The 19,566-nt window shown below is 67.1% G+C and carries 20 protein-coding genes; 13 read left to right on the top strand and 7 right to left on the bottom strand.

Annotated features, from left to right (window positions below):
• Positions 1-10: 10 nt before the first annotated feature.
• Positions 11-928, top strand: a complete 918-nt coding sequence (locus AC1DJH_RS08910; RefSeq protein WP_478185424.1) for a GntR family transcriptional regulator — start codon at positions 11-13, stop codon at positions 926-928.
• Positions 929-941: 13 nt separating this feature from the next.
• Complete coding sequence (locus AC1DJH_RS08905) at positions 942-2,174, top strand: serine hydrolase domain-containing protein (RefSeq protein WP_478185423.1); 1,233 nt, start codon at positions 942-944, stop codon at positions 2,172-2,174.
• A 10-nt stretch (positions 2,175-2,184) separates the two neighbouring features.
• On the opposite strand, the gene AC1DJH_RS08900 is transcribed toward AC1DJH_RS08905, so the two are convergent.
• Together AC1DJH_RS08900 and AC1DJH_RS08895 are read right to left on the bottom strand one after the other, a co-directional pair.
• Positions 2,185-2,580 (bottom strand): hypothetical protein, encoded by a 396-nt coding sequence (locus AC1DJH_RS08900; RefSeq protein ID WP_478185422.1) that lies wholly within the window; start codon positions 2,578-2,580, stop codon positions 2,185-2,187.
• A 14-nt stretch (positions 2,581-2,594) separates the two neighbouring features.
• Positions 2,595-2,978, bottom strand: a complete 384-nt coding sequence (locus AC1DJH_RS08895; protein WP_435438554.1) for a response regulator — start codon at positions 2,976-2,978, stop codon at positions 2,595-2,597.
• 230 nt (positions 2,979-3,208) lie between these two features.
• On the opposite strand from AC1DJH_RS08895, the gene AC1DJH_RS08890 reads away from it, so the two are divergent.
• From AC1DJH_RS08890 to AC1DJH_RS08880, 3 genes are all read left to right on the top strand, one after another.
• Positions 3,209-3,550, top strand: a complete 342-nt coding sequence (locus tag AC1DJH_RS08890) for a response regulator (RefSeq protein ID WP_435484069.1) — start codon at positions 3,209-3,211, stop codon at positions 3,548-3,550.
• 123 nt (positions 3,551-3,673) lie between these two features.
• Positions 3,674-4,675, top strand: a complete 1,002-nt coding sequence (dusA, locus tag AC1DJH_RS08885; protein WP_478185421.1) for a tRNA dihydrouridine(20/20a) synthase DusA — start codon at positions 3,674-3,676, stop codon at positions 4,673-4,675.
• A 148-nt stretch (positions 4,676-4,823) separates the two neighbouring features.
• On the top strand, positions 4,824-5,609 hold the full coding sequence (locus AC1DJH_RS08880; protein WP_472114598.1) for an IclR family transcriptional regulator: 786 nt from the start codon (positions 4,824-4,826) through the stop codon (positions 5,607-5,609).
• A 45-nt stretch (positions 5,610-5,654) separates the two neighbouring features.
• Here the strand turns inward: AC1DJH_RS08880 and AC1DJH_RS08875 are convergent, their stop codons facing one another.
• Positions 5,655-6,296, bottom strand: coding sequence for a GntR family transcriptional regulator (locus AC1DJH_RS08875; protein ID WP_472114601.1), 642 nt, complete (start codon positions 6,294-6,296; stop codon positions 5,655-5,657).
• Positions 6,297-6,423: 127 nt separating this feature from the next.
• Between AC1DJH_RS08875 and scpA the strand changes: the two genes are divergently transcribed.
• From scpA to AC1DJH_RS08840, 7 genes are read left to right on the top strand one after another with little or no spacing between them, the layout of a single operon-like run.
• Positions 6,424-8,586: a methylmalonyl-CoA mutase gene (gene scpA / locus AC1DJH_RS08870; protein WP_478185420.1), complete on the top strand. Its 2,163-nt coding sequence runs from the start codon at positions 6,424-6,426 to the stop codon at positions 8,584-8,586.
• 14 nt (positions 8,587-8,600) lie between these two features.
• Complete coding sequence (locus tag AC1DJH_RS08865; protein ID WP_478185419.1) at positions 8,601-9,074, top strand: GNAT family N-acetyltransferase; 474 nt, start codon at positions 8,601-8,603, stop codon at positions 9,072-9,074.
• Positions 9,075-9,118: 44 nt separating this feature from the next.
• Positions 9,119-10,117, top strand: a complete 999-nt coding sequence (gene meaB / locus AC1DJH_RS08860) for a methylmalonyl Co-A mutase-associated GTPase MeaB (RefSeq protein ID WP_435484782.1) — start codon at positions 9,119-9,121, stop codon at positions 10,115-10,117.
• Positions 10,118-10,177: 60 nt separating this feature from the next.
• Positions 10,178-11,722, top strand: coding sequence for an acyl-CoA carboxylase subunit beta (locus tag AC1DJH_RS08855; RefSeq protein ID WP_478185418.1), 1,545 nt, complete (start codon positions 10,178-10,180; stop codon positions 11,720-11,722).
• A gap of 20 nt (positions 11,723-11,742) precedes the next feature.
• Positions 11,743-13,791: an acetyl-CoA carboxylase biotin carboxylase subunit gene (locus AC1DJH_RS08850; protein WP_435484064.1), complete on the top strand. Its 2,049-nt coding sequence runs from the start codon at positions 11,743-11,745 to the stop codon at positions 13,789-13,791.
• Entirely contained in the window at positions 13,791-14,828 is a 1,038-nt protein-coding gene (bioB, locus tag AC1DJH_RS08845; protein WP_478185417.1) for a biotin synthase BioB, read from the top strand. The genes AC1DJH_RS08850 and bioB overlap by 1 nt, the downstream gene beginning before the upstream one ends.
• Positions 14,825-15,313 carry a VOC family protein gene (locus AC1DJH_RS08840; RefSeq protein ID WP_478185416.1) on the top strand — a complete coding sequence of 163 codons (489 nt, stop codon included), beginning with the start codon at positions 14,825-14,827 and terminating at the stop codon, positions 15,311-15,313. The genes bioB and AC1DJH_RS08840 overlap by 4 nt, the downstream gene beginning before the upstream one ends.
• Here the strand turns inward: AC1DJH_RS08840 and AC1DJH_RS08835 are convergent.
• Positions 15,303-15,800, bottom strand: a complete 498-nt coding sequence (locus AC1DJH_RS08835) for an Lrp/AsnC family transcriptional regulator (RefSeq protein ID WP_478185415.1) — start codon at positions 15,798-15,800, stop codon at positions 15,303-15,305. The genes AC1DJH_RS08840 and AC1DJH_RS08835 overlap by 11 nt on opposite strands.
• 118 nt (positions 15,801-15,918) lie before the next feature.
• Between AC1DJH_RS08835 and AC1DJH_RS08830 the strand changes: the two genes are divergently transcribed.
• The gene (locus AC1DJH_RS08830; RefSeq protein ID WP_478185414.1) at positions 15,919-16,845 is read left to right on the top strand and encodes an EamA family transporter; all 927 of its coding nucleotides are present in this window, start codon (positions 15,919-15,921) and stop codon (positions 16,843-16,845) included.
• Here AC1DJH_RS08830 and AC1DJH_RS08825 read toward each other — a convergent pair.
• The 3 genes from AC1DJH_RS08825 to AC1DJH_RS08815 are packed head-to-tail and all read right to left on the bottom strand — an operon-like array spanning position 16,811 to position 19,550.
• Positions 16,811-17,449 (bottom strand): LysE family translocator, encoded by a 639-nt coding sequence (locus AC1DJH_RS08825; RefSeq protein WP_478185413.1) that lies wholly within the window; start codon positions 17,447-17,449, stop codon positions 16,811-16,813. The genes AC1DJH_RS08830 and AC1DJH_RS08825 overlap by 35 nt on opposite strands.
• On the bottom strand, positions 17,446-18,078 hold the full coding sequence (locus AC1DJH_RS08820; protein WP_478185412.1) for an RnfABCDGE type electron transport complex subunit B: 633 nt from the start codon (positions 18,076-18,078) through the stop codon (positions 17,446-17,448). The genes AC1DJH_RS08825 and AC1DJH_RS08820 overlap by 4 nt, the downstream gene beginning before the upstream one ends.
• A gap of 20 nt (positions 18,079-18,098) precedes the next feature.
• Positions 18,099-19,550 carry a polyhydroxyalkanoate depolymerase gene (locus AC1DJH_RS08815; RefSeq protein WP_478185411.1) on the bottom strand — a complete coding sequence of 484 codons (1,452 nt, stop codon included), beginning with the start codon at positions 19,548-19,550 and terminating at the stop codon, positions 18,099-18,101.
• Positions 19,551-19,566: the final 16 nt, after the last annotated feature.

The raw sequence follows: 19,566 nt of genomic DNA, 5'->3' as shown, positions 1-19,566 counted from the left end.
GACCCCTTCGATGGCCGAACAGATGGACCGACCGATCCCGCCGCTCACCCAGCGCGTGAGCCGCTACATCCTCGACCAGGCGCTGGCGGGCGGCTACGAAAACGGCCGCCACATGACTGAGGCCGACCTGGCCGGGCGCCTGGGCATTTCGCGCACGCCGGTGCGCGCCGCGCTGCGCTTCCTGCATGAACGTGCCCTGCTGGCCCATGTGCCCAACCGCGGCTACACCCTGGTCGCCGACCGCGAGACGCTGGGCCGCGCGCGGCGCGAGATGCCCGAAGACGAGGAGAAGACGCTCTACTACCGGCTGCTGCGCGACCGCCTCGCGGGCAAGTTGCCCACCCGCGTCAACGAGCTGGAGCTGGCGCAGAGCTACGCCGTGCCGCGCCCCTTGCTGCGCACCGTGCTCACCACGCTGCTGCAGGACGGCGTGCTGCGCGGGCGCCATTACCAGCGCTGGGAGTTCACCGAAACGCTGGACTCGGTCGAGAGCGAGCGCGAGAGCTACCGGTTTCGCCTGACCGTCGAATGCGCCGGCCTGCGCGAGCCCGGGTTCGAGGTCGACCAGCAGCGGCTGCTTGCCTGCAGGGAACGCCAGCAGGGACTGCTGGCGCATGCCTCGCGCTATTCGTGGATGGATTTCTTCGAGGCCAACGCACAGTTCCACGAGCTGCTGGCCAGCGCCTCGGGCAACCGCTTCATCCTGGACGCGGTGCGCCAGCAGAACCGGCTGCGCCGCATGTCGGACCTGTCGGACTACCCGCTCGTGAACATCGACCTGCTGCACAAGTCGTGTCACGAGCACCTGGAGATCCTGGACGCGGTGGAGCGCAACGACCTGGCCGCCGCGTCCGAACACATGCGGCTGCACCTGGGCCGCGCCAGCGACCTGCTCGAACGCCGCGTGCGGGGCGTGCTGGGCGACTGAACACCACCACTTCATGACACACCACGACAACACCGCGCTGGCCGATGGCTGGCGCGACGGATTCCCCCTGGCCGGCGCTGAAGTGCAACGCCCGCGCGAGCGCCCGGTCTTCCAGGCGCCGCAGAACCGCTGGGCCTTTTCGCACCTGCGCGAGCTGCAGCCCACGCGCAACGTGCCGCGCGGACCGGGGCCGGTGTCGGTGCTGCCGCGCGCGCTGCGGCCGGAGCTCGATGCGCTGCGCTTCGCGCGTTTCGGCGACGGCGCACCGACCGACTGGCCGGGCGCGCTCGAGGCGATCTGCGCCGACGGCGCGGTGGTGCTGCACCGCGGGCGCATCGTGTACGAGCGCTACTTCGGTGCGCTGGACGAACACGGCCAGCACATGGCGATGTCGGTCACCAAGTCGGTGGTCGGCACGCTCGGCGCGATGCTCGCGGCCGACGGCACGCTGGACGAGAACGCGCTCGTCACGCACTACGTCCCCGAGCTGGGCGCCAGCGCCTTCGGCAGCGCGACGGTGCGGCAGGTGATGGACATGACGACCGCCATCGATTATTCGGAGGACTACGCCGACCCCGAGGCCGGCGTGTGGAAGCACGCGCGCGCCGGCGAGCTGCTGCCGCGCCCCGCGGGCTACGCGGGTGCCGAGGGCTACCGGCAGTTTCTGCAGACCGTGCAGGGGCAGGGCGCGCACGGCCGGGCCTTTGCATACCGCACGGTCAACACCGACGTGCTGGGCTGGCTGATCGGCCGCGCGGCGGGGCAGCCGCTGGCGCAGGTACTGAGCGAGCTGATCTGGTCGCGCCTGGGCGCCGAGCAGGACGCCGCCTTCGCCGTCGACGGGCAGGGCGCGGACTTCGCCGGCGGCGGCCTGTGCACGGGCCTGCGCGACCTGGCGCGGCTGGGCGAGACGATGCGCCTGGGCGGCTTCTTCAACGGCAAGCAGATCGTGCCGGAGGCGGTGGTCGCGGAGATCCGGCGCGGGGCCGATGCGGCGCGCTTCGCGCTCGCGGGCTACACGCGGCTGCCCGGCTGGAGCTACCGCAACATGTGGTGGGTGGCGCACGACGCGCACGGCACGTTCACTGCGCAAGGCATCCACGGGCAGGTGCTGCACATCGACCCGGTGGCCGAGATGGTGGTGGCGCGCTTCGCCTCACACCCGCTGGCGGCGAACGCCCACCTGCCGACGTCGATGCCGGCCTTTCGCGCGCTGGCCGCGCACCTCATGGGCGAGAGGGGGTGACCCGGCCCGGTCAGTCGGTGATCAGCGCCGCATCGACCACGCGCACGCGATGATCGACGTAGTAGCCACCGAACTCGGTGTAGCGCAGCACGAGCCGCGTGCACGACGCGCAACGGTAGACGTCGCAGCGGTTGTACGGAAAGTGCCGCACCGAAATCGGCGCGTCGGGTGAGTCGTAGCGTGTGCCGGCGGGGTGCCATTCCTCGAAGGTCGGCTCATGAAGCTCGGCATCGCGCAGCGTGCCGACGCGCTGCATCAAGGCATCGGGCCAGCGCTCTTCGGTGATGCTTTCCCAGGCCGTGGCGCCTTCGAGCCGGCAAGGGCAGGGCGACACCGTGGGAGCGGATGCCTGTGCGAGTTGTTTCAGCCCTGCGGCGTCGAGCATGGGCGGAGGCAATGTGGTCATGCCCCGAGTCTGCTTCAGCGGCGCGGTGAAATGTTCAGCTGCTTGCAGAACGCGTAGAAGGCCTCGAGCTCCAGCGACTTGTCGAACACCGCATCGACCCCCGCGGACAGCGCGCCTTCGCGCACCTCGGAACTCGCATAGTTCATGAGCACCACCGTGCGCTGGGCCGGCAGCTTGTGCTCCTTGAGGTACTGCGCCACGGTCAGGCCGTTGCCCTCTGCCAGGAAGATGTCGATGACCGCCGCGTCCCAGCCCTCGGGGTTTTCCTTGAGCCAGTGGATCGCGTCGTCGGACGTCGTGGCGTTGCCGATGACGTCGCATTCGCAAAAGTGCTGCAAGCCGTCGGTCAGCGTGTCGGCGATCAGGGGGTTGTCTTCGATGAGGTAGATGCGGGTCATCTTGAGGCGAAAAAGCGCTTCGGTCTTTGAGTTATGGCTCGGCTTGTCTCGTGCCGACGCCTCGATTGTCTCCTTCGAGACGGGGTGGCGAGTCGGACAACGCCGCCATCTGCCGTAGATCCCTGTGCGAAGCCCACCCTGCGCGCGGCACGGCGACGGTTTGTCTGGAAAAATGCAAATCAATGACAACCGAACCGCTTTCATCCTCGGAAGAACAAAAAAAGCTTCGTGTGCTCCTTGTCGAGGACGACGCCGACACGCTGGCCACCACCTTGAAACTGCTCGAAGCGATGGGGCACTGGGCCACGGGCGTGAAGAGCGCAGAAGCGGCCATTGCGCGTTTCTTCGACGGCGCCTTCGACGTGGTGCTGGTTGACATCGGCCTGCCCGCGCTGTCGGGGCATGACTTCGCCGAGCGATTGCTGAGCGCTCACCGGGTGCCGGTGATCTTCGTGACCGGGCAATCGGAGCCGGCCACGGCCATGAAGGGCACGGTGTGGCTGCGCAAGCCCTACACGGTCGAGCAGCTGACGGCGGTGCTGGAGCGGTCGCAGTCGCTGGTCGAGCCGTGAAGGCCTGAAGCGCTGGTTCCGCCGCTGCTTCGGCTGACGCGGAGGAATTGCATGGCCGTGCGGCAGCGCACGGAAAGGGCTGCGTGAGAAACTCCGGGGCCTGCCTGCCCGATGTCCGGGCCCATGCAGACAACCACAGGATCGCGCGTTTTGGAAGAGAAGGTCATCTCCGTTGCACCCATGATGGACTGGACCGACAGGCATTGCCGGTACTTCCATCGCCTGCTGTCGCGCCACGCGCTGCTCTACACCGAGATGGTGACGACCGGCGCGCTGATCCACGGCGACGTGCCACGGCATCTTCGCTTCAACGCCGAAGAGCACCCGCTGGCGCTGCAGCTCGGCGGCAGCGAGCCGGCCGACCTGGCGCACTGCGCCAAGCTTGGCGAGGAATGGGGCTACGGCGAGATCAACCTCAACTGCGGCTGCCCAAGCGAGCGCGTGCAGCGCGGCGCGTTCGGCGCCTGCCTCATGAACGAGCCGCAGCTGGTGGCCGATTGCGTGAAGGCGATGGTCGACGTGGTCGACATTCCGGTCACCGTGAAGCACCGCATCGGCATCGACAAGATCGAGAGTTACGAGTTCGTGCGCGACTTCGTCGGCACGGTGAGCGAGGCGGGTTGCCAGACCTTCATCGTGCATGCGCGCAACGCCTGGCTGCAGGGCCTGAGCCCGAAGCAGAACCGCGAGATTCCGCCGCTGCGCTACGAGCTGGTGCACCGGCTGAAGCACGACTTTCCGGCGCTGAAGTTTTCGATCAACGGCGGCATCTCGGTCAACGCGCAAGTGCATGAGCACCTGCGCCTGCTCGACGGCGTGATGGTGGGGCGCGAGGCGTACCACAACCCTTGGTGGCTGGCCGAGTGGGACGCCGAGTTCTACGGCGCCACGCCGCAGCCGCTCACGCGCGAAGAGGTCGAGTCGCTGATGTGCGACTACATGGCCCGCGAAGCGGCCGCGCACGGCACCAATTGGTGGTCGATCGCACGCCACATGCTGGGCCTGCGCAACGGCCTGCCCGGTGCGCGCCGCTGGCGCCAGGTCTGGAGCGACCACAAGCTCAAGACGCGTCCGGCGCACGAAGTCATGGCCCTGGCGCACGAGCCGGTCGCCCAGGCCGCCTGAGCCCGAACAGCCCAGCCACGGCCCTTGCGGCCGCGCACTCCGTCAGACTGAAACATCGTTTCAAAAAACGCTACTTCTTGATAAGTGGCGCGTCAACCGTTTTTTGCTGAAAAATAAGGAGTTCAGGGAAATAAAAAGGTTCGGATACATGAAGGACGCGATTGGCGGCAAGGAAGAAGTAAGTGCGCTCGCCCGGGGCCTAGCCCTGCTGAAGGTCATAGGCATGGCGGCGGCCCCCACAGGCAATCGCGAACTGGCGGATGCCACCGGCATCCCCAAGGCCACGGTGTCCCGGCTCACGGCCACGCTGGTGAGCGCCGGGTACTTGCGACAGTCACAGGACAGCGAGCGCTTCAGCCTGGGCCCGGCGCTGCTGGACATGAGCAGCCGCTACCTGCGGCATTTCGATCTGCGCACGATGGCGCGTCCCTACCTGGCGCAGCTCTCGGAGTCGGCCGGCGTGAGCGTGCACCTGGGCGTGCGCGACGACGTGGACATCGTGGTCATCGATTCGCTGCGGCCCCGCTCGGTGGTCATCAGCTCGCGCATCGAGGTGGGCACGCGCATGACCATCGCCACTTCGGCTGCCGGCCGGGCCTACCTGGCCTCGCTGCCCGAGCCCGAGCAGTCGGTGCTGCTGGAGCAGATCCGGCTGGAAAGCGGGGAGAACTGGAGCGCCATCGAACCGCGCCTGATGGCCGGCCTCGACGAGTACATGCAGTTCGGCTACTGCGGCTCCTTCGGCGACTGGAATCCGCACATTCACGCGCTGGGCTTTGCGCTCAAAGGCCCGGGCGGCGAGCGCTACGCGGTCAGCTGCGGCGGCCCGGCCTACCTGCTGCCCAAGGACGCGATGGTGGCGCGCATCGTGCCGCTGCTGCTGGAAACCGCCCAGCGCATTGCCGGCGAGGCCGGCACCCTCAACCTGGACTGAAGCACAACGCAGCGGACACGCCGTGCCGCGCAGCCTGGGGGAGGGCTATGCGGCGGCTTCGAGGCCGTTCTGGAAGTGTTCCCGCATGCGGGCCATGGCGGCTTCGGCGTCGCGCGCCTCGATGGCCGCCATCACCGCGCGGTGCTCCGCCAGCGATTCGCCGATGCGGCCGGCCTTCAGCAGCGAGTTGTGCCGGTTGAGCTTCATCACCTTGCGCAGGTCGGCCACCATCTGGTCGCGCCACTTGTTGTTGGCGATGGCCAGCAGCTGCATGTGGAAGCGCTCGTTCACCGCGAAGAAGTGCTCGCGGTCTTCGGGCGTGGCCGCGGCTTCGAGTTCCGCGTGCAGCGCCTTGAGTTGGGCGCGCTGCGCGTCGGTGGCGCGCTCGGCCACCACGCCCGCGGCGTCGCTCTCCAGCAGCGAGAGCAGGTGGTACACGTCGGCCAGGTCCTGCTCCGACACCTCGGTGACGTAGGCGCCGCGCCGCACCTTCATCGTCACCAGGCCCTCGGCCGCCAGCACCTTCAGCGCTTCGCGCAGCGGGGTGCGGCTGATGCCGTATTCCTCGGCCAGCTTGAGTTCGTCGATCCAGCTGCCGGGCTCCAGCTCGCGCCGGAAGATCCGCTGCCGCAGCAGCTCGGCCACCTCTTCATAGAGGGCGCGGGGGGTGAGGGTGACGGCGGACATGGGCCGGACTGTACTTCAAAAAAGACGTTTGAATTAATAATTATGGATGGGTTAGACTCGCGCCCGGCTTGCAAATCCGTGCAGGCGAATTTGCGAATACCCTGCAGACACTGCGAACGGCCCCCTCATGAGCAGCACTCCCGACCCCACCTTCAAGCCCGCCGACCTCGGTGCCTGGGCCAAGTCCGCCGCAAAGTCCGCGCCGGGTGGCGACGTGAACGCGCTGAACTGGATCACGCCCGACGGCATCACCGTCAAGCCGCTGTACACCGCGGCCGACCTGCAGGGCCTGAAGTACACCGACACGCTGCCCGGCTTCGAACCCTACCTGCGCGGCCCGCAGGCCACCATGTATGCGGTGCGCCCCTGGACCATTCGGCAGTACGCGGGTTTTTCCACCGCCGAGGAATCGAACGCCTTCTACCGAAAGGCGCTGGCCGCCGGCGGGCAGGGCGTGAGCGTGGCCTTTGACCTGGCCACCCACCGCGGTTACGACAGCGACCATCCGCGCGTGACCGGCGACGTCGGCAAGGCCGGCGTGGCAATCGATTCGGTGGAGGACATGAAGATCCTGTTCGATCAGATTCCGCTGGACAAGGTGAGCGTGTCCATGACGATGAACGGCGCCGTGCTGCCGGTGCTGGCGGGCTACGTGGTCGCGGCCGAAGAGCAGGGCGTGTCGCAGGAGCTGCTGAGCGGAACCATCCAGAACGACATCCTCAAGGAGTTCATGGTCCGCAACACGTACATCTTTCCGCCGGCGCCTAGCATGCGGATCATCGGGGACATCATCGAGTACACGGCGCAGCACATGCCCAAGTTCAACTCGATCTCCATCAGCGGCTACCACATGCAGGAAGCCGGCGCCAACCAGGCGCTCGAACTCGCCTTCACGCTTGCCGACGGCAAGGAGTACGTGAAGACCGCGCTGGCCAAGGGCCTCGACGTGGACGGCTTCGCCGGGCGCCTGAGCTTCTTCTGGGCCATCGGCATGAACTTCTACCTCGAAGTGGCCAAGATGCGCGCCGCTCGCCTCTTGTGGTGCCGCATCATGAAGGAGTTCGAGCCCAAGAACCCCAAGAGCCTGATGCTGCGCACGCACTGCCAGACCTCGGGCTGGAGCCTCACCGAGCAGGACCCGTACAACAACGTGGTGCGCACCACCATCGAGGCGATGGCCGCGGTGTTCGGCGGCACGCAGAGCCTGCACACCAACGCGCTCGACGAAGCCATTGCGCTGCCCACCGAGTTCAGCTCGCGCATCGCGCGCAACACGCAGCTGATCATCCAGGAAGAGACCCACATCACCAACGTGATCGATCCCTGGGCCGGCAGCTACATGATGGAGAAGCTCACCCAGGACATGGCCGATGCGGCCTGGACCATCATCGAAGAGGTCGAGGCCATGGGCGGCATGACCCGTGCGGTCGACAGCGGCTGGGCCAAGCTCAAGATCGAGGCGGCCGCGGCCGAGAAGCAGGCGCGCATCGACTCCGGCAAGGACGTGATCGTGGGCGTCAACAAGTACAAGCTGAAGACCGAGGACGCGATCGACAGCCTGTCGATCGACAACGTGAAGGTGCGCGACCAGCAGGTGGCGCGGCTGCAGACCATTCGCGCCTCGCGCGACACCGCCAAGGTGCAGGCCGCGCTCGATGCGCTGACCGACGCCGCCGAGAACGGCACCGGCAACCTGCTGGCGCTGAGCATCGACGCCGTGCGCCTGCGCGCCACGGTGGGCGAGATTTCGGACGCGCTCGAAAAGATCTTCGGCCGCCATCGCGCCGACACGCAGAAGGTGACCGGCGTGTACGCAGCCGCCTACGACTCGGCCGAAGGCTGGGAAGCACTGAAGACCGAGATCAACGCCTTCGCAGAAGAACAGGGCCGCCGTCCGCGCGTGATGATCTCCAAGCTCGGGCAGGATGGCCATGACCGCGGCGCCAAGGTGGTGGCCACGGCGTTCGCCGACCTGGGCTTCGACGTGGACATGGGCCCGCTCTTCCAGACGCCCGAGGAATGCGCGCGCCAGGCCATCGAGAACGACGTGCATGCCGTGGGCGTGAGCACGCTCGCCGCCGGCCACAAGACGCTGGTGCCGGCCATCATCGAGGAACTGAAGAAGCAGGGTGCGGACGACATCATCGTGTTCGTCGGCGGCGTGATTCCGCGGCAGGACTACGACTTTCTGTACGAAGCCGGCGTCAAGGGCATCTACGGACCGGGCACGCCCATTCCGGCCAGCGCGAAGGACGTGCTGGAGCAGATTCGCGCGGCCGTCGCGGCCTGAAGAAAAGCACCGACGTGAGCGATCTCTTGTCGCGGCTGTCGCTGCAGCCGGTCGATTCCAGCGATTTCGAGGCCATGCTGGCCTTGCGTGTCGATGCGATGCGCCCCAGCCTGGAACGCGTGGGCCGCTTCGACCCCGAGCGTTCGCGCGAGCGCCTGAGCGCGGGCTTCGTGGTGCCTTTCATGCACCACATCGTGCTCGACGGCGACCAGCGCGTGGGCTTCGTCACGCTCAAGCCCGAAGGCGCCGATGCGCTGCGCCTGGACCATCTCTACCTGCGCACCGGTTTCCAGGGCCTGGGCATCGGCGAGTGGGTGCTGCACTGGGCCAAGTCGCAGGCGCGCGAACAGCAGCGCGACATCGCGCTCACCGCGCTGGTGGAGAGCGACGCCAATCGCTTCTACTTGCGGCACGGCTTCGTGCTCGAAGGCGAGGAGGGCGTCGACCTGCACTACCGATGGCACGTGGCGTCGGAGGCGGCGTGCTGAACACCGTGCAGGCGCTGGAAGGTGCCGTCACCGGTTCGCCGGGCATGGCCCAACGCCGTGCCATCGCCAAGGCCATCACGCTGCTCGAATCCACGCGCACCGACCATCGCGCGCAGGCCGATGAACTGCTCACCGCGCTGCTGCCGCGCACCGGCCAGTCGTTTCGCCTCGGCATTTCGGGCGTTCCCGGTGTCGGCAAGTCGACCTTCATCGAAACGCTGGGGCTGCTGCTGATCGACAAGGGCCACCGCGTGGCGGTGCTCACCATCGACCCGTCGTCCACCGTGTCGGGGGGCTCCATCCTCGGCGACAAGACGCGCATGGAGCGCCTGTCGGTGCACGAGCGCGCCTACATCCGCCCGAGCCCGTCGAGCGGCACGCTGGGCGGCGTGGCCGAGAAGACACGCGAGGCCATGCTGGTGTGCGAGGCCGCTGGCTACGACGTGGTCATCGTCGAGACCGTGGGCGTGGGCCAGAGCGAGACGGCGGTGTCGGGCATGACCGACATGTTCGTGCTGATGCAGCTGCCCAACGCCGGCGACGACCTGCAGGCGATCAAGAAGGGCGTGATGGAAATCGCCGACCTCGTGGTCATCAACAAGGCCGACATCGACAAGGATGCCGCCACGCGCGCGCAGGCGCAGATCACCTCGGCGCTGCGCCTCTTCGGCCACCAGGGCAACCCGGACCACGCGCATGCGGTGCACGACGCGCACAGCGGCGCCGAAGTGCGCTTCTGGCTGCCCAAGGTGCTGCAGCTCAGCGCACTCGCGGGCACAGGCGTCGACGCGTTCTGGGACGCCGTCGCCCAGTTCAGGCAACTGCAGACCGCCAACGGCAAGCTCGCCCGGCGGCGCGAAAAGCAGGCCACGGCGTGGATGTGGGAGCGCATCGACGCCGGGCTGAAGCAGGCTTTCAAACACCACCCGCAGGTGCGCGAGCTCCTGCCTCAGCTCACACAACAGGTGGCGCAGGGCACCTTGCCGGCCTCCACGGCGGCGCGCAGCCTGCTCGCGGCGGCGGCCATCACCGCGCGCCTTTGACGGCTGCAGATCACATCGCACATCGCAGAGAAATTCAGGACCACAGCTTCGGAACACACCATGCAAGAACTGATTGAACAACTCGAACAGCGCCGCGCCAAGGCGCGCCTCGGCGGCGGGCAGAAGCGCATCGACGCGCAGCATGCCAAGGGCAAGCTCACGGCGCGCGAGCGCATTGAGCTGCTGCTGGACGACAACACCTTCGAAGAGTGGGACATGTTCGTCGAGCACCGCTCGGTCGACTTCGGCATGGCCGAGCAGAAGATCCCCGGCGACGGCGTGGTCACCGGCTACGGAATGATCAACGGGCGCCTGGTGTTCGTGTTCAGCCAGGACTTCACCGTGTTCGGCGGCGCGCTCAGCGAAGCCCATGCCGAAAAAATCTGCAAGGTGATGGACCAGGCGATGAAGGTCGGCGCACCGGTCATCGGCCTGAACGACTCGGGCGGCGCGCGCATCCAGGAAGGCGTGGCGTCGCTGGGCGGCTATGCCGACGTGTTCCAGCGCAACGTGATGGCCTCGGGCGTGGTGCCGCAGATCAGCATGGTGATGGGCCCGTGCGCGGGCGGCGCGGTGTATTCACCGGCCATGACCGACTTCATCTTCATGGTGAAGGACTCGAGCTACATGTTCGTCACCGGCCCCGAAGTGGTGAAGACCGTGACGCACGAGAGCGTGACCGCCGAAGAGCTCGGCGGCGCCATCACCCACACCACGCGCAGCGGCGTGGCCGACATGGCGTTCGAGAACGACGTCGAGGCGCTGATGATGCTGCGCCGCCTGTACAACTACCTGCCGCTGAACAACCGCGAGAAGCCGCCGGTGCGACTGGGCAACAACGGCCAGGGCGACCCTGCCGACCGGCCCGACTATTCGCTCGACACGCTGGTGCCCGACAACCCGAACAAGCCCTACGACATCAAGGAACTGATCCTGAAGGTGGTGGACGACGGCGACTTCTTCGAGCTGCAGCCCGACTACGCGAAGAACATCGTGATCGGCTTCGCGCGCATGGAAGGCCAGACCATCGGCATCGTGGCCAACCAGCCGCTGGTGCTGGCGGGATGCCTGGACATCAAGAGCAGCATCAAGGCCGCGCGCTTCGTGCGCTTCTGCGACGCCTTCAACATTCCGGTGGTCACCTTCGTCGACGTGCCAGGCTTCATGCCTGGCACCGGCCAAGAGTACGGCGGCATCATCAAGCATGGCGCCAAGCTGCTCTACGCGTACGCGGAATGCACGGTGCCCAAGATCACCGTCATCACGCGCAAGGCCTACGGCGGCGCGTACGACGTGATGGCTTCCAAGCATCTGCGCGGCGACGTCAACCTCGCATGGCCGCGCGCCGAGATCGCGGTGATGGGCGCGAAGGGCGCGGTGGAAATCATCTTCCGCGAGGACAAGAACGACCCCGAGAAGCTGGCTGCGCGCGAAGCCGAATACAAGGCACGCTTCGCGAACCCCTACGTGGCGAGCGCACGCGGCTACATCGACGACGTGATCCTGCCGCACGAGACGCGCAAGCGCATCTGCCGCTCTCTGGTGATGCTGCGCGAGAAGAAGCTCGAGAACCCGTGGCGCAAGCACGGCAATATTCCACTGTGAGCGGTACGGAGAAGAAGAACATGTTCAAGAAGATCCTGATCGCCAACCGCGGCGAAATCGCCTGCCGCGTCATCCAGACCGCGAAGAAAATGGGCATCCTCACGGTCGCCGTGTACTCCGACGCCGACAAGGAAGCCCGACACGTCGAGATGGCCGACGAGGCCGTGCACATCGGCGCCGCGCCCAGCCGCGAGAGCTACCTGCAGGCCGACCGCATCATCGCGGCCTGCAAGAAGACCGGCGCCGAGGCGGTGCACCCCGGCTACGGCTTCCTGTCGGAGAACGAAGCCTTCGCGCGCAAGGTCGAGGAAGAGGGCATCGTCTTCATTGGGCCCAAGCACCACTCGATCGCGGCGATGGGCGACAAGATCGCCTCGAAGAAGCTCGCCAATGAAGCCAAGGTCAACACCATTCCGGGCTGGAACGACGCCATCGAGACGGCCGAGCGCGCCGTCGAAATTGCTCAGGGCATCGGCTACCCGGTGATGATCAAGGCCTCGGCCGGCGGCGGCGGCAAGGGCCTGCGCGTGGCCTTCAACGACAAGGAGGCCTTCGAGGGCTTCACCTCGTGCCGCAACGAGGCGCGCAACAGCTTCGGCGACGACCGCGTGTTCATCGAGAAGTTCGTCGAGGAGCCGCGCCACATCGAGATCCAGGTGCTGGGCGATTCGCACGGCAACGTCATCTATCTGAACGAGCGCGAGTGCTCCATTCAGCGCCGCCACCAGAAGGTGATCGAGGAGGCGCCTTCGCCCTTCATCAGCGACGCCACGCGCAAGGCGATGGGCGCACAGGCGGTTCAGCTGGCCAAGGCGGTGAACTACCAGAGCGCGGGCACGGTGGAGTTCGTGGTCGGCAAGGACCAGAGCTTTTTCTTCCTGGAGATGAACACGCGGCTGCAGGTGGAGCATCCGGTGACGGAATGCATCACCGGGCTGGACCTGGTCGAGTTGATGATCCGCGTGGCGGCCGGCGAGAAGCTGCCGATCACGCAGGAGCAGGTGAAGCGCGACGGCTGGGCCATCGAGTGCCGCATCAATGCCGAAGACCCGTTCCGCAACTTCCTGCCCTCGACCGGGCGCCTGGTGAAGTTCCAGCCGCCGGCGCAGACCATGTTCGCCAGCGACACCGAACACCTGCAAGGCGTGCGCGTGGACACGGGCGTGTACGACGGCGGCGAGATCCCGATGTACTACGACTCGATGATCGCCAAGCTCATCGTGCACGGCAAGGACCGCCAGCATGCGATTGCCCGCATGCGCGAGGCGCTCAACGGCTTCGTGATCCGCGGCGTGAGCAGCAACATTCCGTTCCAGGCGGCGCTGCTGGCGCATCCGAAGTTCGTGGCGGGCGACTTCAACACCGGCTTCATCGCCGAGCACTACGGCAAGGGCTTCCATGCGGAAGACGTGCCGCACACCGATCCCTCGTTCCTGGTGGCGCTGGCTGCCTACGTGCACCGCCGCTATCGTGCGCGTGCCTCGGGCATCAGCGGTCAGCTCGAAGGCCATGGCGTGAAGGTGGGCGAGCAGTTCGTGGTGGTCGAAATGGGGCCCGAAGGCAAGCACGTGCACCACCCGGTGTCGGTCAGCGACTTCCAGGGCAAGACCGGCGCGAGCGCGGTGTCCGTGGCCGGCAAGAGCTACAAGATCGACAGCAGCTTTGCGCTGGGTGCGATTCGCGTGACGGGCATCGTCAACGACAAGCCCTTCACCGCGCAGGTGGAGCGCGGCGCTGGCAAGAACCCGCTGGCACTGCGCGTGTCGCACGACGGCACGCAGATCGAGGCGATGGTGCTGTCGCCGCTGGGCGCGCGCCTGCTCGAACTGATGCCCTACAAGGCGCCGCCGGACCTGAGCAAGTTCCTGATGTCGCCGATGCCGGGCCTGCTGGTGGAGGTGGCGGTGCAGCCGGGGCAGCAGGTGCAGGCCGGCGAGAAGCTCGCCGTGATCGAGGCGATGAAGATGGAGAACGTGCTGTTCGCCACGCAGGACGGCGTGGTGGGCAAGATTTCCGCGAACAAGGGCGAGTCGCTCGCGGTGGACCAGATCATCATGGAGTTCAACTGATGGGTGCCAACGACCTGCAACAGGCGATCACGCTGCACCGGCCGTCGAAGGCCACGGCACCGACGAGTGACGTACGCTGGTCCGTCGAGGCCATCCAGGCGCTGCTCGACAGGCCGCTGATGGACCTGCTGTTCGAGGCGCAGACCGTGCACCGCGCGCACTTTCCCGCCGGCGACATCGAGCTGGCCACGCTGCTGTCGGTGAAGACCGGCGGCTGCCCCGAGAACTGCGGCTACTGCCCGCAGTCGGCCGAGTTCGACACCGGCGTGAAGGCGCAGAAGCTCATGGAGGTCGACGAGGTGGTGCGCGCCGCGCAGGCCGCCAAGGACGCCGGCGCCACGCGCTTTTGCATGGGCGCCGCATGGCGCGCGCCCAAGGACCGCGACGTGGAGAAGGTCGCCGTGCTGGTCGAGGCCGTCAAGGGCCTGGGCCTGCAGACATGCGCCACGCTGGGCATGCTGGAGCCGCACCATGCGCACCAGCTCAAGGCCGCGGGCCTGGACTACTACAACCACAACCTCGACACGGCGCCCGAGTACTACACCGACGTGGTCGACACGCGCACCTACCAGGACCGGCTCGACACGCTGGCCCACGTGCGCAGCGCCGGCATCAGCGTGTGCTGCGGTGGCATCGTCGGCATGGGCGAGGCGCCGGTGCACCGCGCCGGGCTCATCGCGCAGCTGGCCAACCTGAACCCCTACCCGGAGTCGGTGCCCATCAACAGCCTGGTGCGCGTGCCGGGCACGCCGCTGGCCGATTCGGAGCCGGTCGACCCCTTCGACTTCGTGCGCATGATCGCGGTTGCGCGCATCACCATGCCGACCGCGCGCGTGCGGCTGTCGGCGGGGCGCCAGCAGATGGGCGACGCGGTGCAGGCGCTGTGCTTCATGGCCGGCGCGAACTCGATCTTCTACGGCGACAAGCTGCTGGTCACCGGCAACCCCGACGTCGAGGCCGACACGGTGCTGCTGCGCAGGCTTGGCCTGCAGGCCCGCCAGGTTCAGGCAACAAGCGAAGAGGGATGCGCCGCATGACCACCGTCACACGTCCTTTCAAGGTGCTGGGCATCCAGCAGATCGCCATCGGCGGTACCGACAAGCTGCGGCTGCAGAAGCTGTGGGTCGACATGCTGGGGCTCGAGGTGACGGGCACGTTCAGGAGCGAGCGCGAGAACGTCGACGAGGACATCTGCACGATGGGCGTGGGTCCGTTCAAGGTCGAGGTCGACCTGATGCAGCCGCTGGACCCCGAGAAGAAGCCCGCCGTTCACACGACGCCGCTGAACCATGTGGGCCTGTGGATCGACGACCTGCCCAAGGCCGTCGAATGGCTCACGGCGCAGGGCGTGCGTTTTGCGCCCGGCGGCATCCGCAAGGGCGCGGCCGGCTTCGACATCTGCTTCTTGCACCCGAAGGCGAACGACGAGTTTCCGATTGCGGGCGAGGGCGTGCTGATCGAGATGGTGCAGGCGCCGCCGGAAGTGGTGGCGGCTTTCAGCGCGTTCGCAGCTACGCGTTGAGCACTTTCCTGATCGGCGGCTTCACGTCGGAACGCCGGGGCGGCAGCATCGCCTGGTGCTCGCGCGCCGGGTTCAGGATGATCGAGGTCGCCGTCTCCGTGAGGATGCAGAACTTGGTGACCACCGCATCGAGGTGGCTCACGTCAATCACAGCGATCTCGAGGATCCAGCTGTCTTCCCCTGTCACGTTGTAGGCATTGACGCATTCCGGCGTCTGCTGCACCAGTTCGACCACGCGTGCGTAGTCGGCACGGCCCACGCGGATGATGGCGCGGATGCCGTAGCCCAGCTTGCCCAGGTTCACGGTGGCGCGGTAGCCGCTGATGACGCCAGCGGCCTCCAGTTTCTTCACGCGTTCGGTCACGGCGGGCTGGCTCAGGTGCACGCGGCGGCCGAGTTCGGCCAAGGTCAGGCGCGCATCGTTCTGCAGTTCGGCCAGGATGCGGGTGTCATGCGCATCCAGCGTGGGTGTCAAGGTGAAGTCCATGCAACTCCTTCAAATCAACGGTTGGAAGAGGGCAGAACCATGAAAGTCGCATGGATGCCGGAGGTTGGCTTTCATACCATGGCTGCCTTCACATACCAACAAGAGACTTCCCTCGGCCATGGCCACCCTCGCTTCTCCAGCCAAGCCCACGTCTGCCGGGCGCTCCGGATTGCCGCTGCTGCTGTGGCTGTGCATTGCCGCCACCTGGGTGGTCTGGGGCTCGACCTACCTCGCGATCAAGTACGCGCTCGTGAGCTTTCCGCCGTTCCTGCAGATGGGCTCGCGCTTCCTCTGCGCGGGCGTGCTGCTCATCGTGTGGATGCGCTGGCGCGGGGCGCCGTGGCCGTCGCCGGTGCAATGGCGCAATGCCTTCATCGTCGGCGCGTTGATGCTGGGCGGCGGCATGGGCGGCACGGCCAGTGCCGAGGTGTCGATCGGCTCTGGGCTGGTCGTCGCGTTCATCGCGGTGATTCCGCTGCTCATTGCGCTGCTCAACCTGATCTGGGGTGTGAAGCCGTCGCGGCTGGAGGCAGCGGGCATTGCGCTCGGGCTTGTCGGCGTGCTGATGCTGACGCAGGGCACCGGCTTCCGGTCTTCGCCCGAAGGCTTGCTGGCGATCTGCATCGCCTGCTGCTGCTGGTCGCTCGGCAGCGTGCTGAGCCAGCGCGGCCTGCCGCTGGCGCCCGGCGCGATGGGTTTCGCGAGCGAGATGCTGTGTGGTGGCGTGGTGCTGATGGGGCTGGCCGCGGTGTCCGGTGAAACGCTGAATTGGCCCTTGCACGCCGAGGCGGTGGCCGCGTGGTTCTACCTCGTGGTGTTCGGCTCGCTGATCGCCTTCAATGCCTACATGGTGCTGTTGGCGAGGGCACCGGCCGCGCTGGCGTCGAGCTACACCTTCGTGAATCCGGTGATCGCGATGCTGCTGGGCGTGTGGATCGCCGGCGAAACGGTCACGCGCTTCGAGTGGTACGCCGTGGGCGTGGTGCTGGCGGGGGTGCTGCTGTTGCTCTTCAAGCGCCGGGGCGGCGCCACACGGCAAGGGTAGCGGCCAGCAGCCACATGCCGGCTGCGCAGCCGCGGTTCATGGCTTTCACGCCGCGCTGCGAAAGAAAGCGCACGGCCTGTGTGCCGGCGCCGGCATAGGCCAGCATCACGCAGGTGTCGAGCGCGACGAACACAGCGCCCAGCAGCAGGTACTGCGGACCTTGCGGCTTCGCAATATCGACGAACTGCGGCAGGAAGGCTGCGAAGAACAGCACGGTCTTCGGGTTCGACAGCGCCACGGCCAGGCTGCGCAGCAGCGCGATGCGGCCGTGCGGGCGAACTTCGAGCGGCGACTTGGCCAGCACGGCGCCGAGATCGGTCGCCTCGCTGCGCCAGAGCCTGACGCCCAGCCACACGAGGTAGGCCACGCCGGCGACGCGTATCGCGTTGAAGAGCCATTCCGAAGCCGCCAGCAGCGACCCCAGCCCGAGCGCGACCACCGCGATCAATGTGATGCTGCCGAGCGATGCGCCCGCAATGCCCCAGCTCGCGCGGCGCATGCCGCCCTCGATGCCGTTGGACAGCGCCAGCAGCATCGTCGGTCCCGGAATCAGGGCCAGCGCGAGCGATGCGACGGCGTAGATGAGCAGGGTGTCGAGGGTCATGGCTTCGTCCCCTGGGTGCGTTGCTGTGAAGCGGCACGTGCCCGCGCCAGCGCGGCTTCGACGATGGCGCGCTTGCGTGCGCCGGCGTCCTGCGGGGTTTCGGGTTGGGGCGCCGTTTCAGCCAGGCGGGCGTCGGTGTTGCGGTGCTTGCCGTGCACTTCGTAGCGGCGCCGCGCGCTGGCGGCCTGCTCGGCAGACCAGGCCTGCCAGCCGGTGCGGCCGGGGGTTTCGACCTCGAGCGAGATGCAGTCGACGGGGCACACCGGAATGCACAGCTCGCAGCCGGTGCAGTGCGCCTCGATCACCGTGTGCATGCGCTTGTTGATGCCGACAATGGCGTCGGTCGGGCAGGCGTCCAGGCACAGGGTGCAGCCGATGCACCAGGCCTCGTCGATGACGGCCATGGCGCGCGGCCCTTCGGTACCGAACTGGGGATTGAGCGGTAGCGGGGGGCGCCCGGTGATGAGCGCCAGGCGCGCGATACCTTCCTCACCCCCCGGCGGGCATTGGTTGATGCCCGCTTCCTCGTTTGCCACGGCCTGCGCGTAGCCGGCGCAGTCCGGGTAGCCGCACCGGGTGCACTGCGTCTGGGGCAGTGCGTCGTTGATGCGCGCGGCGAGTCCGTTCACTGGAGCTTGGCGGGCGCGCTTCAGCGCGCGGCGCTGGCGCCGGCCTTCTTGCGCGCGGCGGTCTTCCTGGCCGCTGCGGGCACAGCGGGCGCGGCCACGGTCGCAGCCTTTCTTGCCGGCGCCTTCTTGGCGGCGACGGCGGCGGTCTTGCGGGGCGGCTTCACGGTGTCTTCGGCGGCAAGCTCGCCGCGGTTGCCCGCGCGGCTCTGCGGCTCGTCGTTGGCTGCGATGAACTTCACCACCTTCGGGTAGACCAGTTCGCGCCAGCGGCGGCCGCTGAAGATGCCGTAGTGGCCCGCGCCCTTGACTTCGTAGTGCTCGCGCTTGCTGTCCGAGATGCCGGTGCACAGGCTGTGCGCGGCCTCGGTCTGGCCCGAGCCGGAGATGTCGTCGAGTTCGCCTTCGACGGTGAGCAGGGCGGCGCCGCGGATGTCCTGCGGGCGCACGCGCTCTACCTGGCCTTCGGGGTTCTTGACGTCCCATGTGCCGTTGACCAGGTCGAACTCCTGGAACACGGTGCGGATGGTGTCGAGGTAGTAGTCGGCGTCCATGTCGAGCACGGCGTTGTACTCGTCGTAGAACTTGCGGTGGGCCTCGACGCTGGCGTCGTCGCCCTTGATGAGGTCCTTGAAGTAGTCGTAGTGGCTGGTGGCGTGGCGGTCAGGGTTCATCGCCACGAAGCCGGTGTGCTGCAAAAAGCCTGGGTACACGCGGCGGCCCGCACCCGGGAAGCCTTGCGGCACGGGATAGATCACGTTGTTCTCGAACCACTCGAAGCTCTTGTTCATCGCGAGGTTGTTCACCGCCGTGGGCGACTTGCGCGCGTCGATGGGGCCGCCCATCATGGTCATGGTGAGCGGCAGCGCTTCGCCGCGGCTCGCCATGAGCGACACGGCCGCCAGAACCGGCACGGTCGGCTGGCACACGCTCACCACGTGGCAGTTGCCGTACTCGGCCTGCAGCAGGCGGATGAACTCCTGCACGTAGTTGATGTAGTCGTCGAGGTGGAACTCGCCTTCCGACATCGGCACCAGCCGCGCGTTCTTCCAGTCGGTGATGTAGACCTTGTGGTCCTGCAGCATGGTGCGCACGGTGTCGCGCAGCAGCGTGGCGTAATGGCCCGACAGGGGCGCCACGATCAGCACCACGGGCTGGCTCTTGAGCGTCTTGAGGATGTGCGGCTCGTCGGTGAAGCGCTTGAACCGGCGCAGCTCGCAGAAGGGTTTGTCGAGTGCGATGGCTTCCTGGATGACGACATCTTCGCCGCCGACCTTCACCGACTTGATGTTGAATTCGGGCTTCTCGTAGTCCTTGCCGAGGCGGTAGAGCAGGTCGTAGCCTGCGGCCATGCGCTGCGCCATGGGCATCTGGCCCCACACGGCGCCGGGGCCGTAGAGTTTGGAGGCTGCCTGGGCGAAGTCCGAGAAGGGCTCCATCAGGGAACGCTGGGCTTCGTAGAGTTGATAGAGCATCGCTGGTGTTGGAGTG

This window comes from Variovorax sp. 10N412 (assembly GCF_056394985.1).
The sequence above is the reverse complement of the archived record's forward strand: the minus strand, read 5'-3'. Positions and strand labels throughout refer to the sequence as shown.

Excerpts from the sequence above, each read along its gene's own strand:
- AC1DJH_RS08910 (WP_478185424.1), top strand. The coding sequence starts at position 11 with ATGGCCGAACAGATGGACCGACCGATCCCGCCGCTCACCCAGCGCGTG.
- AC1DJH_RS08905 (WP_478185423.1), top strand. The coding sequence starts at position 942 with ATGACACACCACGACAACACCGCGCTGGCCGATGGCTGGCGCGACGGA.
- AC1DJH_RS08900 (WP_478185422.1), bottom strand. The coding sequence starts at position 2,580 with ATGACCACATTGCCTCCGCCCATGCTCGACGCCGCAGGGCTGAAACAA.
- AC1DJH_RS08895 (WP_435438554.1), bottom strand. The coding sequence starts at position 2,978 with ATGACCCGCATCTACCTCATCGAAGACAACCCCCTGATCGCCGACACG.
- dusA (WP_478185421.1), top strand. The coding sequence starts at position 3,674 with ATGCAGACAACCACAGGATCGCGCGTTTTGGAAGAGAAGGTCATCTCC.
- AC1DJH_RS08880 (WP_472114598.1), top strand. The coding sequence starts at position 4,824 with ATGAAGGACGCGATTGGCGGCAAGGAAGAAGTAAGTGCGCTCGCCCGG.
- AC1DJH_RS08875 (WP_472114601.1), bottom strand. The coding sequence starts at position 6,296 with ATGTCCGCCGTCACCCTCACCCCCCGCGCCCTCTATGAAGAGGTGGCC.
- scpA (WP_478185420.1), top strand. The coding sequence starts at position 6,424 with ATGAGCAGCACTCCCGACCCCACCTTCAAGCCCGCCGACCTCGGTGCC.
- meaB (WP_435484782.1), top strand. The coding sequence starts at position 9,119 with ATGGCCCAACGCCGTGCCATCGCCAAGGCCATCACGCTGCTCGAATCC.
- AC1DJH_RS08855 (WP_478185418.1), top strand. The coding sequence starts at position 10,178 with ATGCAAGAACTGATTGAACAACTCGAACAGCGCCGCGCCAAGGCGCGC.
- AC1DJH_RS08850 (WP_435484064.1), top strand. The coding sequence starts at position 11,743 with ATGTTCAAGAAGATCCTGATCGCCAACCGCGGCGAAATCGCCTGCCGC.
- bioB (WP_478185417.1), top strand. The coding sequence starts at position 13,791 with ATGGGTGCCAACGACCTGCAACAGGCGATCACGCTGCACCGGCCGTCG.
- AC1DJH_RS08840 (WP_478185416.1), top strand. The coding sequence starts at position 14,825 with ATGACCACCGTCACACGTCCTTTCAAGGTGCTGGGCATCCAGCAGATC.
- AC1DJH_RS08835 (WP_478185415.1), bottom strand. The coding sequence starts at position 15,800 with ATGGACTTCACCTTGACACCCACGCTGGATGCGCATGACACCCGCATC.
- AC1DJH_RS08830 (WP_478185414.1), top strand. The coding sequence starts at position 15,919 with ATGGCCACCCTCGCTTCTCCAGCCAAGCCCACGTCTGCCGGGCGCTCC.
- AC1DJH_RS08825 (WP_478185413.1), bottom strand. The coding sequence starts at position 17,449 with ATGACCCTCGACACCCTGCTCATCTACGCCGTCGCATCGCTCGCGCTG.
- AC1DJH_RS08815 (WP_478185411.1), bottom strand. The coding sequence starts at position 19,550 with ATGCTCTATCAACTCTACGAAGCCCAGCGTTCCCTGATGGAGCCCTTC.